Below are 14,544 nucleotides of genomic sequence, written 5' to 3'. Positions count from 1 at the left end.
TTTGTTTATGTGGGTCATCACTAAATGGTTATGCTTTATCGCAGAACTTCTTTTAAACAAGGAGTAGGACAAATAAAAAGCGCAGTGAGCAGACACCACGCTTTCCCAATAAAATTCAACAACTAATTATAACATAAGGGAGAGCGGTCTAATGGAACTTGATTTAAAAAAGGCACAAGAATTTCAACTACAATTTGACAGAATGGAAGTCGATACGATCGAGACAGCTGCAAAAGTGCGCAAGTTCTTCAAGCAAGATTATCCAAAATTGATCAGATGGGCTGGTGTAAGCGGTAGTTACATAAAATCACCAGTGATGTCAGATGAGCCACGATCGCCTTCCTTTGGAAACCGAGCAGAAGAAAAAATGGCCAAGCGTATCTATGCGCAACAGACACTAGCGAGCGTTGGTAAGGCTATTGATGTGATCAGCGAAGAAAGCAGACGGATTCTGATTGGTGTGTATGCAGAAAATAAAGACGCATGGAGTATGTGTGACGCGCTCGGGTGCGAGCGATCGCGTTATCAGCAAAAGAAACGTAAAGCAGAGAATGAGTTTGCTGATGCGTTTGAGACTTGTTGTTTGTGGTGGAAAGACCTACATGTTTATAAATGATATTGAAGCTCGATTTTTTCGGGCTTTTTTTATTGTTTTTTGGTATATACATAGTGTATACTAGATGTGTAACAGTTAGTTACTGTGTACACTTTAGGAGGTAAATGCATATGTCAGCTCTCGGTGATTTGATGGAGGTGTTAGCATGATAATAAGTTTAAGACAGTGGGGAAACTCAAAAGCTATTCGCCTACCAAAAAATTTGTTGGCAGAACTCGGAGAAAATTATGAAGCGTTCAATGTCAAAGTAGAAGATAAAAAATTAGTTTTAACGCCTGAGGTCAAGGAAGATAAGGCGTTAGATAAGTTATTCAAGAATTATAGCGGAACTAGATCTGACTATCCTTTTGAGATCGTTGATAAGGGTGGAGCTGTAGGAGAAGAGCTTTATTAAGATATTCGTGCGAGTGAATGAAGTAGCGTTATAACACGAAAATTTTAATTAGGACGGTGGATTTATGAATGATCCCTTAGAACGTGGAGACATTATTTTAGTCTCCAATGATCCAAAACCTTACGAAAGCAACGAGCAAAAAGGCAAGCGGCCTTGGCTAGTAGTCAGTGAAAGGCTGTTGAATGAGGTCAGCCCATTTGTTTGGGCCGTGCCGTTTACTTCGTCGAAGCGAGAATATCCGTTAGCAATCGATTGGGCTTCGGTATATCCGAGTTCAGTAACTAAGGGCACATTATTGTGTGATCAGTTGACGACAATGGATGTCTTGCACAGGAATTATAGGTTACTTGAAAAAGTAGAGATCCCTGAAGAAGTAGACTATCGAATCCAAGCAATTCTTGGATATAAATAAAAAAGCTATCAGCGGGCAATAGGGCTAATAGCTTAGGACGATATACAAGATTGATTGTCTCTAGTATATCGTCTTTTTTTGTTGCTGTAAACAGAAAAGGTTTGAAAAATCGGACATAGATTGTACAAAGTGTATACACAAACGGGACCTACATCATGCTACTATGATAGTGTCCTAGAAATGGGATGTGACATAGTTATTTATCAAATATTCTATTTCAAGTAACTTGACGGCTAGAACGTCGTTAAACAAATCTAAGCGTGTGGGCGCGATAAGTCTAGCTCGCAACTGACCGAAGCGAGCAAAATGGTCTATCAAGTGATAATGTGTTGGTGCAAGTCCAACCTAGATCATTGCTATTTTATATAGCAATCCACAATAAAATTATTTCCTGACTTGAGAGTTGAAAAACTCTCTTTTTTAGTTGTATTATCACATTAGGGAATAATATTTATTGGGGGATGTAACAATGAAATTAGAAAATATGCTGGATCTTCTTGATGAGAAAGAACCTAGGGTTAATTTATTTTTAGTACATAAAGTTAATAGCAAAAAGAGACGTAGCTTTAGCGTGGCTAATCCTGAAATTACAATGGAATTTGAAAAAAACTTATTAGATATTATAAAGAGTGAGTTAAGGTCATATCAGGATATGAGGGTTGTACCATATAATATAATTGGATGTAATGATAATATCGTAGAAATGGCCAAAGTGTCCGAATATAATGCCGTAGATTTACTGAAAGAGTCTTTAAAGAATCCTAGCCAGAAGTTCCGCTTTGATACTTGTGGTTTTGATTTCTTTGTTTATAAAGTTTATTTTACTGATTCTGATGAAGAATTATTCTTTTTTAGAAAATCCAAAAATTTTAAAACATTTCAGAAAGGCTTTGTAGGAAGGTTTATAGAGGGACGTTTTAAAAAACTAGCGGACACTAATAAATTATTGGCTACTGATGAAACGATAGATTTTGTTTTGGATGACAAAGATATTTATATTTTTCAACATTTATCGTTTGAAAGAGTATTTGATTTAAACAGTAAGTTTTTAGTACAAGCGAAGATGGTTTTAGATCGTGTAGGAGATTTATCAAAAATTGAAAGTTTTGATAAACTGAGAAAATCAGCTATGGGAAACGGAAATTACGTAAAGAGATTGGCAAAATTGAATGATGGTGATAATGCAAATACGGCTACGTTATTTCTAGAAGATTTGGTACAGACACAAAAAGTCATTAATGAATTTAATTTAGATATTGAAATAGATACTAAAAACAACAAAATGAAATTTAAGGATGAGTCTCAAACATCTAGCTATATTAGTCTTATGCAAGATGCTTATTATGAGACTCTAATAGGAAAAGTTAAGGGGATTGACGAAAGAAGGTAGAGGTAATGCTCGAAAAAATTTTCAAATTATCTATATACATATCAGCTTATATACCTATTTTTATGATGATTTTTTTGGCAAATTTGAAAAGTTTTTCTAGCAAAAATATTAGTATTTTGTGGAATAAAAACCCCGTATTATGGTGGATATTTATAGTTATATCGATATTATCACTCACACCTTTATTGTGGTGGCTATATATGTTGAATAGAAGTTATCAAACTAACAGTAAAGAAAAGATAGAAATAAACGGTGCTGATTTAAAAGACGCAGATGTATTAAATTTTTTTGTTACTTTTATAGTTCCTATTCTATCTTTAGATCCAACTTCCTTACCTTCAATTGTGATGAATTTTTTTTTATTACTGATAGAAGCGATATATGTAATAAATAATAACACAATATATAATAATATTTTGTTAATACTTATGGGGTATCACATATATACATTTTCTGATGATAATGTAGTGATTACGCGTATACCAAAGGATGAAGTAATTTTTGAAAATATTGGTGCGAAGCAAGTTGGGGCAACTAATATATACTATATTGGAAAACAAAACAAAGTAAATTAGTTGTAATTACTGAAAAAGTCAGCCTAGTAGCTGGCTTTTTATTTTGCAGAAAGGACGTTGTAACGATATGGAAGTAAGGGAGTTTTTGGGCATGTTATACATGAATACGATGTATGCAAGGCAATGGCTACAGGCGAAGTAATGCTAGTGATTAAGGAATCTGATGGTAAGTTAATAGTTAGAAACAATATTATTGGTTTATCGGATTATCTTGATGTATATCCAGATGGTGAATTAAAAGTATTAGGTAATGCAAGTATAAGTAGTTAGGGATGTAGTTAGTAGCTGCATCCCTTTTATTTTGCAATTAAAGGGAGTTGAGCTAATGAAGTGGACCAAGCAAGCTGGTTTAGTAAGTTGTAATGCTGAAGCTAGATTAATCAGCAAACTAAATAGAGAGTTAAAGACTAAACGTGCGAGTAAGACTGTTAAGAAGGTGAAGACATATGCCAAGAGTTAGAAGATGCAGACAGCAGGAATGTCATTCGATGGTCGAGTACCCAAATCATTACTGCAGGCGCCACTTTGAACATGAGGCTGAGTATTTAGCAAGTAGACAGAAGTGGGCTAGAAGTAGAGACCAGCATTATCAGCGTAAGTATAATACTGTAACACGCAATCGCTCAGAACATAAGTCAGAGCAATATAACTTCTATCGTTCGCGTCAGTGGGCAAGACTAAGGCGCAATGTCTTAGAACGTGATAACTATCTGTGCAAGTATTGTGCTGCTATCAACATCGTGACACCTGCTAAGACGGTCGATCATATCAGACCAGTGGAAGCTTTCCCAGAGTATAAGAGCGATATAGATAATCTAGCTGTTATCTGTTATAGCTGTCATAGAGCTAAGACAGACTGGGAACAAGCATACTATGGCACAGGCCAAGGAAACAAGCTCACAGGTGCAAAGCCAATAGATAATATCAATCAAGTGGTCCGACAGATGAAAAAGGCATAGCCCTGAAAGGCCATAAAAACGTCTCTAAGGGCTTTTAAAATTTTATGATGAATTAATCGAAAAGGAATTTATTTTATCCCCCCGCCCCAAAAATGGGCATGGAAGAGCGCACACAATGGCGTCTTCTTATGTCGGAAACCAATTTGGGAAAATTTTTTATAGGGGGGTCTTGACAAGGAGGTGGTTACGTGTCTAAGCGGAGCAAAGAACTTCCCGATCGGCCACCATCATATCTAAAAGGTACTGCAGCTGCGATGTGGCGTAGACTTGTACCGCTGATCAAGGCTGACCCAGTTGTCAATGATATGGATCGAACTGTTGTCGAAGCTTTTTGCACTAATTACCAGTTGATGCGTCAAGCATATGATGATATTCAAAAAAATGGCATTACAAAACCGATCTATAAAACAACTATCTCACCAGTGACGGGGGATGTAGTTGCTAAAGATTTTACGGGATTCAAGCGTAATCCATCCACTCAGATTCTTGATAGTGCAACTGCAAAACTTAGATCTTTAGGTAATGAACTAGGACTTACGCCACAATCACGCGCAGATCTGATGAATATCCGCTTGGATGATGATAATGATGGAGCAATGGAAAGTTTGAAAGAATTTTTTGGAAAGAGTTGATAGCTAACTATGAATAAAAAAATAGATCTAACACAGTCACATGACGTCTTAGGTGAGTATAGTAAGCTTGACTTTTCAAAAATCAAAGAAAAATATACAGATCCAGGTACTAAATACTGTTTTTCAGTCCTTGATGAAGAAATAGTTACTGGATATTTGATAAAACTTGCCTGTTTTAGGCATTTGCGAGATTTACAGCGTCAAAATACAGCAGATTTTGAGTATGTTTATGATATTCACGAAGCTGAAAAACTTCTAAAATTTGCAAGTATCTGTCCGAATGTTGATACCGGTGAGCCAACTCAATTGATGGAATGGCAAAAATTTATTTTTTGCATGCTATTTGGTTGGCGTAATAAAGAAGGTGGCAAGAGATTTAGTCGTGCGATCGTCTCTGTCTCACGCGGCCAAGGTAAAACGTATTTGATGGCGATCTTAATGTGCTATTCATATCTTATCGAGTCGATAGGGCTAGGCAATCAAGACTATCTAGTATCCAGTATCAACTTTAAGCAAACAGGTAAGTTATTTGGTTACATTCGTACGATGATCAAACAGGTCGCTTCAAGTGGGCCATTTAAAAAGCTGGCTGAAGAAACTGGCTTGTCACCACAATCAGAACAGATCATTGAGCGCAAAACTAACAATATTTTGCGTGCGATCTCGTTTGAGTCGGGACAATTTGATTCGTTTCACTTTACAACAGCGATAGTTGATGAGGTCGGTGAAGTCAAGACACGTGATAAAACGTCAAAGATCATTTCTGGGCAGGTCAAAGTTCCGAACCGACAGTTTATTCAGATCTCGACTAGTTATCCAGACCCAAGCGTTCCATTTCATGAAGACCAAAAGATGGTTCAGCAGGCAATGGAACAAGACTGGAACCGAGACGCAGATTCTTATTTGGGATTGATTTGGGCTCAAGATAGCTTAGAAGAGACATTCAAAGAAGAAACTTGGCCTAAATCTAATCCGCTTTTATATCTGCCGGGACAAAAAGAAACTTTAATGCAGGGATTAACTGATAAACGTGACAGCGACATGTTGACTGGTAATATCTCGGACTTTCAGAACAAAAATCTGAATTTGTGGCTTCAAGAATCGACAAGTAGTTACTTAAAATTAGCCGATATTGAGCATGCGATCATTAGCGATTTTAATATCAATGATCGCAAAGTATATATTGGCTATGACTATTCGATGTTTAGCGATAATACAGCGATTGCATTTGTCTATCCATATGAAAAAAATAGTAAAATTTATTGGCATGTTGAACAGCACAGTTTTATTCCGTGGCAAAAAGCGGGTTCGATCGAGGCTAAAGAAAAGCAGGATGGTATCAATTACCGTGAACTTGCTAAAAAGGGCTTTTGCACGATCACAAGTCATCCACAAGGACTTATCAATGATGATCAGGTGTATCACTGGTTGATGGAATTCGTTGAAGATCATGGCTTGAGTCCAATATTTTTTGGATACGATGCATGGGGTGCTACTAATGTCATCAAGCAGCTTGAATTAAATTCAGGGTGGCCACTCGAAGCAATCAGACAACGAACATCTGAGTTAAAGGATCCAACAAAATTCTTGCAAAAGCTATTTGTTGAACAAACTGTGACTCGATTAGATGACAAGATCATGGAAAAAGCGTTATTGAATGCTCAATTGACGGAAGACAAGATCGGTATTCAAGTTGATAAGTCGAAGGCAACGCTAAAAATTGACGTGGTCGATGCAATCATTGATGCGATGTATCAGGCTATGTATCACTTTGAAGATTTTGGGATGGCTAATGATAAGTCACGTCAAGTTGAACTCATGACGGAACAGCAAGTTCTTGATTGGTTCAATAATGAAGATTCAGGATTAGGAGGTGATGACTACTATGATCAGGAATTTCTTTAATTTATTATGGTCGGTAATCGACGTTTTGCTCTTTACATTAGGGATCATTTCGCTAGTGTATGGGGCTTTTTTATTAGGCAAGGTGATCGGCTTTTTTGCCCTTGGGATCGCATTGATTGTGTTGGGTGTACTCACTGAACTAGCAAATGTGAAGGGAGGTGAGTAGATTGCCGATATTTAATATCAAAAATTCATTAGATGTTGGTGCAACAAGCATTCCGTTTGATGATCCTGCGATCGTCAACTTTTTAGGTGATAGCGACGGGCAATATATCAGTGCAAAAGAAGCGCTGGAAAATTCTGATATTTATTCAGCTGTTTTTCAGTTATCAGGAGATCTAGCAACGGCCTACTTAACGGCTGGAAAGAGACGTTGGCAAAAGATGATCGATGCGCCGTCAGCGACCACAAACAAGCACTCATTTTGGCAAGCGGTATTTGCTCAGCTTTTGCTTGGTGGCGAAGCTTTTATTTATCGTTGGCGCAACGTTAATGGTATCGATGTGCGTTGGGAGTACCTGAGACCGTCACAAGTAAGTGCGTTTTTGCTAAATGATGGCACAGGGTTGACGTATAACGTAACTTTTGACGAACCTAGTATCGGTGTGATCAACAACATTCCCCAAAATGATATGTTGCATTTTCGATTGCTGTCCAAAACAGGTGGAATGACTGGGATATCACCGCTCAAGGCATTGACACAAGAGTTCAACATCAAGCAGTCATCTAATAAATTGACATTGACAGCACTCAAACAGGCGATCGTGAGCCCCGGCATTTTAAAAATGTCAAAAGGTGGACTTTTGAACTGGAAACAAAAAGCAGCACGTTCAAAAGAATTTATGCGTCAAGCTCAAGCTTCAAATAATGGTCCGATTGTAATCGATGATTTGGAAGATTACAGACCATTGGAAATAAAATCAGACGTTGCTAAGTTGTTAGCACAATCTGATTGGACCGGGACACAGATCGCTAAAGTGTTTGGCATTCCAAACTCGTATTTGAACGGTCAAGGTGACCAGCAATCATCAATCGATCAGATCAAAGGGATGTATGCAAACGCACTTTCGCGTTACATGGAATCAGTTACATCAGAATTAAGCAATAAGCTAAGTACTACTGTGACTGTAAATCTACGTCCAGCATTAGATCCTTTGCAAGACGGCTATGCAAGTACGCTAGCTAATTTAGTTAAAAACGGTGTTATTGCACATAATCAAGCGACATTTTTATTGCAAGAAACGGGATATTTTCCTGAAACTTTGCCAGATGCAGAAAAAAGTTGGCTTTTGTCATTGAAAGGGGGTGAACAACAAAATGAAGATCCAGATCAAGGGGCCGATCGTAGATGATTCGACCGGCATGATGTATGACTATTTTCAAATGCCTAATGTGACACCGTCAAAAATCGCGGAAGCGTTGAAATCTGATGATGGGGATGTTTCTTTAGATATTGCTTCGAATGGTGGAGATGTCTTTGCCGCATCCGAGATTTACACGATGCTACGGAGCTCAGAAAAGCAAGTCAATGTCAATATTGTAGGTTTAGCTGCATCAGCTGCAAGTGTGATCGCAATGGCTGGTGATAATATCAGTATCTCACCGACTGCACACATTATGATTCATAAAGCGTGGACCAATTCGCAAGGCAATGCGGATAACTTAGCACATGAATCTGATGTTTTGAAAGGTATTGATGAATCGATTGCGACCGCATATGCCACAAAAACTGGACTAGATCGGGATACTATTATCGATTTGATGGGTAAAGAGACCTGGTTGAATGCCAAAGATGCAGTCGATAAAGGTTTTGCCGATGAAATCATGTTTGAGGATGCAGATAGCCCAGCTGTCTTCAATTCACTGGGAGTCATTCCAAACAAAACAGCAGTCAATAAACTACTTAATTTTATCCAACAAGAAAAAGAGATGGATAAGCCCCAAAACACTCTAAAAAACAATAAATTAGCAATTTTACTTGGAAAGGATAGTGTTAATTAATGAATATCAATGAATTAAACGATGCGTGGATCGCATCAGGTCAAAAAGTATCTGATATGGATGCTAAATTAAGTGCTCTCGTTATGGATGATAGTTTCGATGAAGCAAAATTTAAGGATTTAAAGGTTAAACGTGATAATGAAGCTTTGCGCCGAGACGCAATCAAAGATCAATTAGAGATCGAGCGTAAGGCAAACAAGGTGATGCAGACACCTGATAAAAAATTGACGCCTAAAGAAGAAAACCTAAAAGATGAGTTTGTAAACAATTTTATCGGGATGATCAAAGGCGATCCAAAAGTATTGAACGTGGTCACATCTTCGACCGATGAAAGTGGCAATCAAGCTGGTTTAACGATCCCAGCGGACATCCAAACAGCGATCCATACTCTAGTTCGGCAATACGATGCACTTGAGCAATATGTAAACCACGAATCGGTAACAACACCAAGTGGTAGTCGAGTATATGAAAAATGGGCTGATATCACGCCGTTAGCTAACTTAGATACTGAAGATGCAGCAATCAGTGATAATGATGATCCTAAATTGACGGTTGTCAAATACTTGATCAAACGTTATGCCGGAATCACAACAGTAACAAATACATTGCTCAAAGACACAGCCGAAAACATTTTGGCGTGGTTATCAACTTGGATTGCACGTAAGGTGGTTGTGACACGAAACAAAGCGATCATTAGTGTTATGGACAAAGCGCCAAAGAAAACAACATTGACTAAGTTTGACGACATTGTAACGTTGATCAATACGGGTGTCGATCCAGCGATCAAAGCAACGTCATTTTTGATGACTAATACTTCAGGTTTGAACGTCTTATCTCAAGTCAAAGATGCAATGGGACGTTACTTGTTACAGCCAGATCCAAAACAACCAGATCAATACTTGCTAAAGGGTAAGCGAATTATTGAAGTGGCAGATCGTTGGTTACCGGATACAAGTGGTGCACACCCACTTTACTATGGCGATCTTAAGCAAGCTGTTACATTGTTTGACCGCGAAAACATGAGTTTACTTGCAACAAACATTGGCGCTGGAGCCTTTGAAAAAGACTTATACAAGATTCGTGTGATTGATCGCTTTGATGTTGTATCAACAGATAGCGATGCTTGGGTGGCTAAATCATTCACAACGATTGCCGACCAACCGGCTAACTTTAAAGCTGGCGCTGCCGAGGCTTAGTAGCTCATGAGTGTAGATAAGGCAAGGCTCAAACTAAGCCTACGGATCGATGGAAATTTAGATGATGAGCTTTTAGATGCTTATATCAGAGCGGCAGAAAGCTATATCAAAAATGCAGTTGGTGCAGATGAAAAATTCTATGCTGATAATGATCTATTTGATGTGGCTGTTGTTGCTTTAGCTTCAAGCTACTACACTGAACGTACTGCTTTATCAAGTACACAACTATATCCGGTCAATCTAACACTAAATTCGATCATCGGACAACTGCGGGGCAAATTTGCGGAGGTGACTCAAGATGGTGAAACGAGTCAATCCATCTAGAATGACTTTCAGGCTAGAATTCGGAAAGATGGAAGCTGGCGCTAAGGTCAATCCTAATACTGGTGCTAAGATCAAAGAATTCAAGCCAGAGTTTTCAGTTTTTGCTGGTCAATGGTCGCTTAGAATGACTGAATCATTGTCGTTGGCTGGGTTAGGGATTAGCAATGCTGTAGTATTTTTTATTCGCCATCGAGATGATATCACGGGAGATATGCTGGTCCGAAAAGATGGAATCATCTATAAGATCAACAATATCTCATTCGATGATGGTATCTCGCCTAATGGCTTTGATCTGATCACGTGTGTAAGGGAGGTCACAAAGCATGGGTGAAGTTAAAAATGCGGAAGAATTTGAACGGATCTTAGATAGTCTTGCTGAAGGCATCGGACATGATGAACGTGTGCTAGCTAATAAAGTTGGCGCCGAAGCCTTTAAAAAGATCATGCAACCTAAAGTGCCAGTCAGCACAAAAGCATTTACTGGTAAAACAGTACACTTGCGCGATAGTCTAGTGACTGAACAACACCCGAATGGCTCTGTTGCCGTGGGCTTTACAGCTAAGGGACATAAGGGGTATATCGGACGCTTTCAAAATGATGGCTGGGACGTACGTGATCGTAATGGTGTCCAGCATTCACATGTGCCCGGGAAACATTTCTGGGAAGAGTCAGTCAAAGAAGCTAAGCCAGTCTTAGCTATGGTAATGACTAATGCGATCAAGCAAGCAATGGATAAGAAGGTGAGATGATGACACCAGCGGCTTACGTTAGAAGTGTGCTCGAGTCAAGAATTGATGACATTCCAAATTTAAGCTCGGAACACGTGCACACGTTTATGATTGATCCTAGTGATAACGCAAAAGAAGATTTGATTTTAGTAATCAGCGAGCTCGTTGACGGTGGGGGATCTTATGGTAATGACCAAGAGCTGAATATCACAAGACAAGTTCAGCTGATTTTTTATTATCCACCAAACTATGAATTTGATATGTCTGAGATCGAAAAAAGTGTCAAGCAAGTGCTTTTTGATCAGCAAATCAGATGTTTTTCTGATGCTGGTCATGTGATGACACCAGACAGTCAAAATATCATCAATACACTTAAATTTAAATATACTGAGGAGGAATTATAATGGCCACAATTGGTTTATGGGGTATCTATACAGGTATTCGGGGAAACGACGGTAATGTCGTTTGTGATGCAACTACAGGGTTAGATGAGAAAGGTGTTTACTTTGTAGGCACAGATAAAAACACTGGTAATTTAGGTTCAAAAACCGCAAATATCACGGGGTTAGCAGCAACACCAACAAAGATCGACGGTAATAATCAAGTCGTTGATGTTTCCAACCCACCATCAAGCCCGTCAGTTGCATGGACTGCAAACGAGATCAATTATCTTGTTAAGCAAAAGATTTTAGGTCGTAAATCTAACGGCAAAGGTGGTTTCGTTGATACAGATGACACTGTCGAATGTCCACTTATTATCGTGTCTCAGTCTCCAATCACGCGTAAAAAAGTGTATTTCTGCTTTGGGCGTGGTGTGTTCAACGAAACGGGCCACAACGTGCAAACGAATACAAGTACAGCTGAAACACGTTCAGATGACAGCTTGACGTATACCGCTTTGAGCTATGATAAGTTCGGCGATAAGCCATACGCTGTATTCTATGAAGACGATCCGAAATTTGATAAAAAAGCAATGTTTGATATGGTTTTCCCAGGTCAAACATTGATCACGGCTTCGGAAGTTTCGGGAGTAACAGGAGAACATAGCAAGTAATAAATACAAAGACAGAGACGAGAAATGTGAGACGATCTAGGAGGCAAGAAAAGTGGAAAAGACAAAAGTTACATTTAAGCGTGAAGTATTTGGATTGAAAGAAGATCGAACTTTGATTGATTCACCAAAAAATATCAAAGTAATGGCTAAGTATTACACAAAACTACTAAATACTGTTGCTGAAGATGAAGAAAAGGACGACCCAATGAAACAATTTGTGGCAGGGACCTTAGAAATGACAGATATCGTACTTGAGTGCGCTACAGAGCTATTAGCATTATCAAAAGAAGGTCGCCAAAAATTGGAAAATCGATCTTTTGCACCAATGTTTGAAACGTTCAAGGAAATGTTACTTGTTTGCTTAGGTGTCGATATGGGGCTTAACAATGAAACTGATGAGGAAGAAAAAGACCCAAAATTCAAGCCAGAAAAACCATCTGGCAATTAGAAAACATGGTTGCTGATATCGACTATCTAGCTCAGCAAGCTATGCAAAATGGTATTTTACCAAGTGACTTTTACAACTCATCTTTTAGCGATCTACAGGCCGCATTAGGTGCTAAAGAGCCTAAAGATAGGGTACAGGATCCATTAGACCTAGTTAAAAGTCTAGGCGCATTATAGCGGAAAGGAGGAATAAAATGGAACGAATTCAGGGATATCAGTTTGCTATCGATCTTAATGATAACGGGATGACTCGGAGCTTAAGGGCTTTGCGGGATGAAGCTAAACTTTTACGTTCAGCAATGCAAGCCAATTTTGCTGAAGTCAGATCTGGTGAAGGAATTATGGCAGCTTATGCCAATAAGATTGAAGATGCAAAACGTGCGATTGAAGGCCAACGAGCGTATATTGAACGCTTAAAAAAAGAACAAGATGGTTTAGATCTTTCTACTGATAAAGGGCGTCAGGCGTATGTGAAGTATGAAAATCAGATCAATACCGCTAAGCGTGCGATCGCTAGTTTGGAAGCTCAGGAACAGCGAGCAACGAACTCACTTAATACACATCGTTCAGGCGTACTACAGTTGCGCGAAGCTGTAGAGTCAAGCAGACGTGTTAATGAAAATTATGTGACCCAGCTGGAAGCTGAAGGACGAAAATATGCTGCTCAACAAGCTAAATTAAAAGGTTTGATTGATGTACGCAAAAAAATGGGTGATCAGCTGAATGCTGAAAAAGGCTTGTTATCTCAAGTCGAACAGACTTCAGGTAAGACATCAAAAGCATATCAAGAGCAAGCTGTGCGAGTTGCGGAACTATCGACCAAGTATGTTCAAAATGAGAAAGCTATTCGTGAATCGAATCTAAAGACACTCAATATGAGTGATACGATGGTCAAATTCAGAGATAAAATCAGCTCAGCAGGCGATGTTGCTAAAAATGCCTTTTCCAAAATCAAAGAGCACGCTATTATCGCTACTGGTGCTGTTGCTGGATTTGGAAAGTTTGCGATTGATGGAGCAAACAAAGCATCTGAAGTATCTAGTCAGTATAAGGTTATTTATAATAATTTAGTTACCGGTGGCGAAAGTGCGGTTGAAGCAACCAAAAAAGTTAAAGAGATGCAGGAAGATGGGGCTAAATATTCTATCAAATATGGTGTCTCTCAAAAAGAGGTTGCGGATGGATATTTAGAACTAGTTAAGCGTGGCTATAGTTCGAGTCAAGCTTTAGGAGCTATGAATACTGAGTTGCAGGGGGCCATTGCATCTGGTGATGATTTTAATGATGTCGTTAAAGTTGCCAGTGGGACCTTAGAAGCTTTTGGTATGAATGCCAAATCAACCACAGAAATGACCAAAAATACTAAAGTGGCTGTTAATGAGCTAGCTTACACAGCAGATACTACTGCTACTGATTTTCATGGAATTGGTAAAGCTATGGAATATGTAGGCACAACATCACATCAAGCAGGTTTTAAGCTTAGTGAGACATCGGCAGCATTAGGCACTTTGTCTAAGCAAAATATTGACGCAGACAAGGCTTTGGTAAAACTGGCCGCTTGATCAGAAATGATCTTGAAAAATAAATCCGTTAATTCGGGGAAGACTAAGTTATTTATGGTATAATTACGGTGAATTTATGATGGTGGTGGTAGTTATGGCCGACTTATTATTTGATTTACTGTATAAAACTGAGAATGGTAAAAAATTGGTAGCTATTTTTGAAAATTATATTGAATTGTGCCACAAGCATAGATGGTTGGGAATCGTCAGTTATCTAGTTACTGTTATTGTACTTGCAATATTTGTGGTGTGGCTTTGGAATTTCCTAGATGGGTTAGTTAAGACTCTATTAGTGTTAGCAATTTTATGCATCGGGGGATTTATTTCATTAGTAGCTTCAATTTTTAGA

Annotated in this window: 22 protein-coding genes; all 22 read left to right on the top strand. The window is 38.7% G+C overall.

Annotated elements, in window-relative coordinates; genetic code table 11:
• Positions 1-151: 151 nt before the first annotated feature.
• The 22 genes from ABT996_RS04580 (at position 152) to ABT996_RS04475 (ending at position 14,195) form a co-directional block, all read left to right on the top strand.
• Positions 152-616: an ArpU family phage packaging/lysis transcriptional regulator gene (locus tag ABT996_RS04580; RefSeq protein WP_035447272.1), complete on the top strand. Its 465-nt coding sequence runs from the start codon at positions 152-154 to the stop codon at positions 614-616.
• A gap of 145 nt (positions 617-761) precedes the next feature.
• Positions 762-1,010 carry an AbrB/MazE/SpoVT family DNA-binding domain-containing protein gene (locus ABT996_RS04575; RefSeq protein WP_052006323.1) on the top strand — a complete coding sequence of 83 codons (249 nt, stop codon included), beginning with the start codon at positions 762-764 and terminating at the stop codon, positions 1,008-1,010.
• 64 nt (positions 1,011-1,074) lie between these two features.
• The gene (locus ABT996_RS04570) at positions 1,075-1,422 is read left to right on the top strand and encodes a type II toxin-antitoxin system PemK/MazF family toxin (RefSeq protein ID WP_052006322.1); all 348 of its coding nucleotides are present in this window, start codon (positions 1,075-1,077) and stop codon (positions 1,420-1,422) included.
• A gap of 469 nt (positions 1,423-1,891) precedes the next feature.
• Positions 1,892-2,812 (top strand): Kiwa anti-phage protein KwaB-like domain-containing protein, encoded by a 921-nt coding sequence (locus ABT996_RS04565; RefSeq protein WP_035447270.1) that lies wholly within the window; start codon positions 1,892-1,894, stop codon positions 2,810-2,812.
• Between the two features lie 5 nt (positions 2,813-2,817).
• Positions 2,818-3,387, top strand: coding sequence for a KwaA family protein (locus ABT996_RS04560; protein WP_035447268.1), 570 nt, complete (start codon positions 2,818-2,820; stop codon positions 3,385-3,387).
• Positions 3,388-3,510: 123 nt separating this feature from the next.
• Positions 3,511-3,657, top strand: a complete 147-nt coding sequence (locus tag ABT996_RS04555; RefSeq protein WP_162531385.1) for a hypothetical protein — start codon at positions 3,511-3,513, stop codon at positions 3,655-3,657.
• 55 nt (positions 3,658-3,712) lie between these two features.
• Positions 3,713-3,847: a hypothetical protein gene (locus ABT996_RS04550; protein ID WP_263851996.1), complete on the top strand. Its 135-nt coding sequence runs from the start codon at positions 3,713-3,715 to the stop codon at positions 3,845-3,847.
• Positions 3,834-4,346, top strand: coding sequence for an HNH endonuclease (locus ABT996_RS04545; RefSeq protein WP_035447265.1), 513 nt, complete (start codon positions 3,834-3,836; stop codon positions 4,344-4,346). The genes ABT996_RS04550 and ABT996_RS04545 overlap by 14 nt, the downstream gene beginning before the upstream one ends.
• 188 nt (positions 4,347-4,534) lie before the next feature.
• Positions 4,535-4,978, top strand: coding sequence for a phage terminase small subunit P27 family (locus tag ABT996_RS04540; protein WP_035447263.1), 444 nt, complete (start codon positions 4,535-4,537; stop codon positions 4,976-4,978).
• A gap of 9 nt (positions 4,979-4,987) precedes the next feature.
• Complete coding sequence (locus ABT996_RS04535) at positions 4,988-6,883, top strand: terminase large subunit (protein ID WP_035447260.1); 1,896 nt, start codon at positions 4,988-4,990, stop codon at positions 6,881-6,883.
• Positions 6,864-7,049, top strand: a complete 186-nt coding sequence (locus tag ABT996_RS04530) for a DUF1056 family protein (RefSeq protein WP_035447256.1) — start codon at positions 6,864-6,866, stop codon at positions 7,047-7,049. The genes ABT996_RS04535 and ABT996_RS04530 overlap by 20 nt, the downstream gene beginning before the upstream one ends.
• 1 nt (position 7,050) lies before the next feature.
• The gene (locus tag ABT996_RS04525; protein ID WP_035447253.1) at positions 7,051-8,235 is read left to right on the top strand and encodes a phage portal protein; all 1,185 of its coding nucleotides are present in this window, start codon (positions 7,051-7,053) and stop codon (positions 8,233-8,235) included.
• A complete protein-coding gene (locus tag ABT996_RS04520) occupies positions 8,201-8,884 on the top strand; it encodes a head maturation protease, ClpP-related (RefSeq protein WP_035447250.1) in 684 nt (227 codons plus the stop codon). The genes ABT996_RS04525 and ABT996_RS04520 overlap by 35 nt, the downstream gene beginning before the upstream one ends.
• The gene (locus tag ABT996_RS04515) at positions 8,884-10,080 is read left to right on the top strand and encodes a phage major capsid protein (protein ID WP_035447247.1); all 1,197 of its coding nucleotides are present in this window, start codon (positions 8,884-8,886) and stop codon (positions 10,078-10,080) included. Before ABT996_RS04520 ends, ABT996_RS04515 begins: the two co-directional genes overlap by 1 nt.
• Before the next feature lie 6 nt (positions 10,081-10,086).
• Positions 10,087-10,404, top strand: a complete 318-nt coding sequence (locus ABT996_RS04510) for a head-tail connector protein (protein WP_035447244.1) — start codon at positions 10,087-10,089, stop codon at positions 10,402-10,404.
• Positions 10,379-10,735 carry a phage head closure protein gene (locus ABT996_RS04505; protein ID WP_035447241.1) on the top strand — a complete coding sequence of 119 codons (357 nt, stop codon included), beginning with the start codon at positions 10,379-10,381 and terminating at the stop codon, positions 10,733-10,735. The genes ABT996_RS04510 and ABT996_RS04505 overlap by 26 nt, the downstream gene beginning before the upstream one ends.
• The gene (locus ABT996_RS04500; RefSeq protein WP_035447238.1) at positions 10,728-11,153 is read left to right on the top strand and encodes an HK97-gp10 family putative phage morphogenesis protein; all 426 of its coding nucleotides are present in this window, start codon (positions 10,728-10,730) and stop codon (positions 11,151-11,153) included. The genes ABT996_RS04505 and ABT996_RS04500 overlap by 8 nt, the downstream gene beginning before the upstream one ends.
• Positions 11,153-11,536 (top strand): hypothetical protein, encoded by a 384-nt coding sequence (locus ABT996_RS04495; RefSeq protein WP_035447235.1) that lies wholly within the window; start codon positions 11,153-11,155, stop codon positions 11,534-11,536. The genes ABT996_RS04500 and ABT996_RS04495 overlap by 1 nt, the downstream gene beginning before the upstream one ends.
• Positions 11,536-12,186: a phage tail protein gene (locus ABT996_RS04490; RefSeq protein WP_035447232.1), complete on the top strand. Its 651-nt coding sequence runs from the start codon at positions 11,536-11,538 to the stop codon at positions 12,184-12,186. Before ABT996_RS04495 ends, ABT996_RS04490 begins: the two co-directional genes overlap by 1 nt.
• Before the next feature lie 52 nt (positions 12,187-12,238).
• Positions 12,239-12,634: a hypothetical protein gene (locus tag ABT996_RS04485; RefSeq protein WP_035447229.1), complete on the top strand. Its 396-nt coding sequence runs from the start codon at positions 12,239-12,241 to the stop codon at positions 12,632-12,634.
• A 5-nt stretch (positions 12,635-12,639) separates the two neighbouring features.
• On the top strand, positions 12,640-12,810 hold the full coding sequence (locus tag ABT996_RS04480) for a hypothetical protein (RefSeq protein WP_180978425.1): 171 nt from the start codon (positions 12,640-12,642) through the stop codon (positions 12,808-12,810).
• Positions 12,811-12,827: 17 nt separating this feature from the next.
• Positions 12,828-14,195: a phage tail tape measure protein gene (locus ABT996_RS04475; RefSeq protein WP_035447226.1), complete on the top strand. Its 1,368-nt coding sequence runs from the start codon at positions 12,828-12,830 to the stop codon at positions 14,193-14,195.
• Positions 14,196-14,544: the final 349 nt, after the last annotated feature.

This window comes from Ligilactobacillus sp. RTP31139st1_D10_RTP31139_211217, assembly GCF_040226755.1.
Classification (GTDB): domain Bacteria; phylum Bacillota; class Bacilli; order Lactobacillales; family Lactobacillaceae; genus Ligilactobacillus; species Ligilactobacillus animalis.
This window is presented reverse-complemented; position numbering and strand designations above follow the sequence as displayed.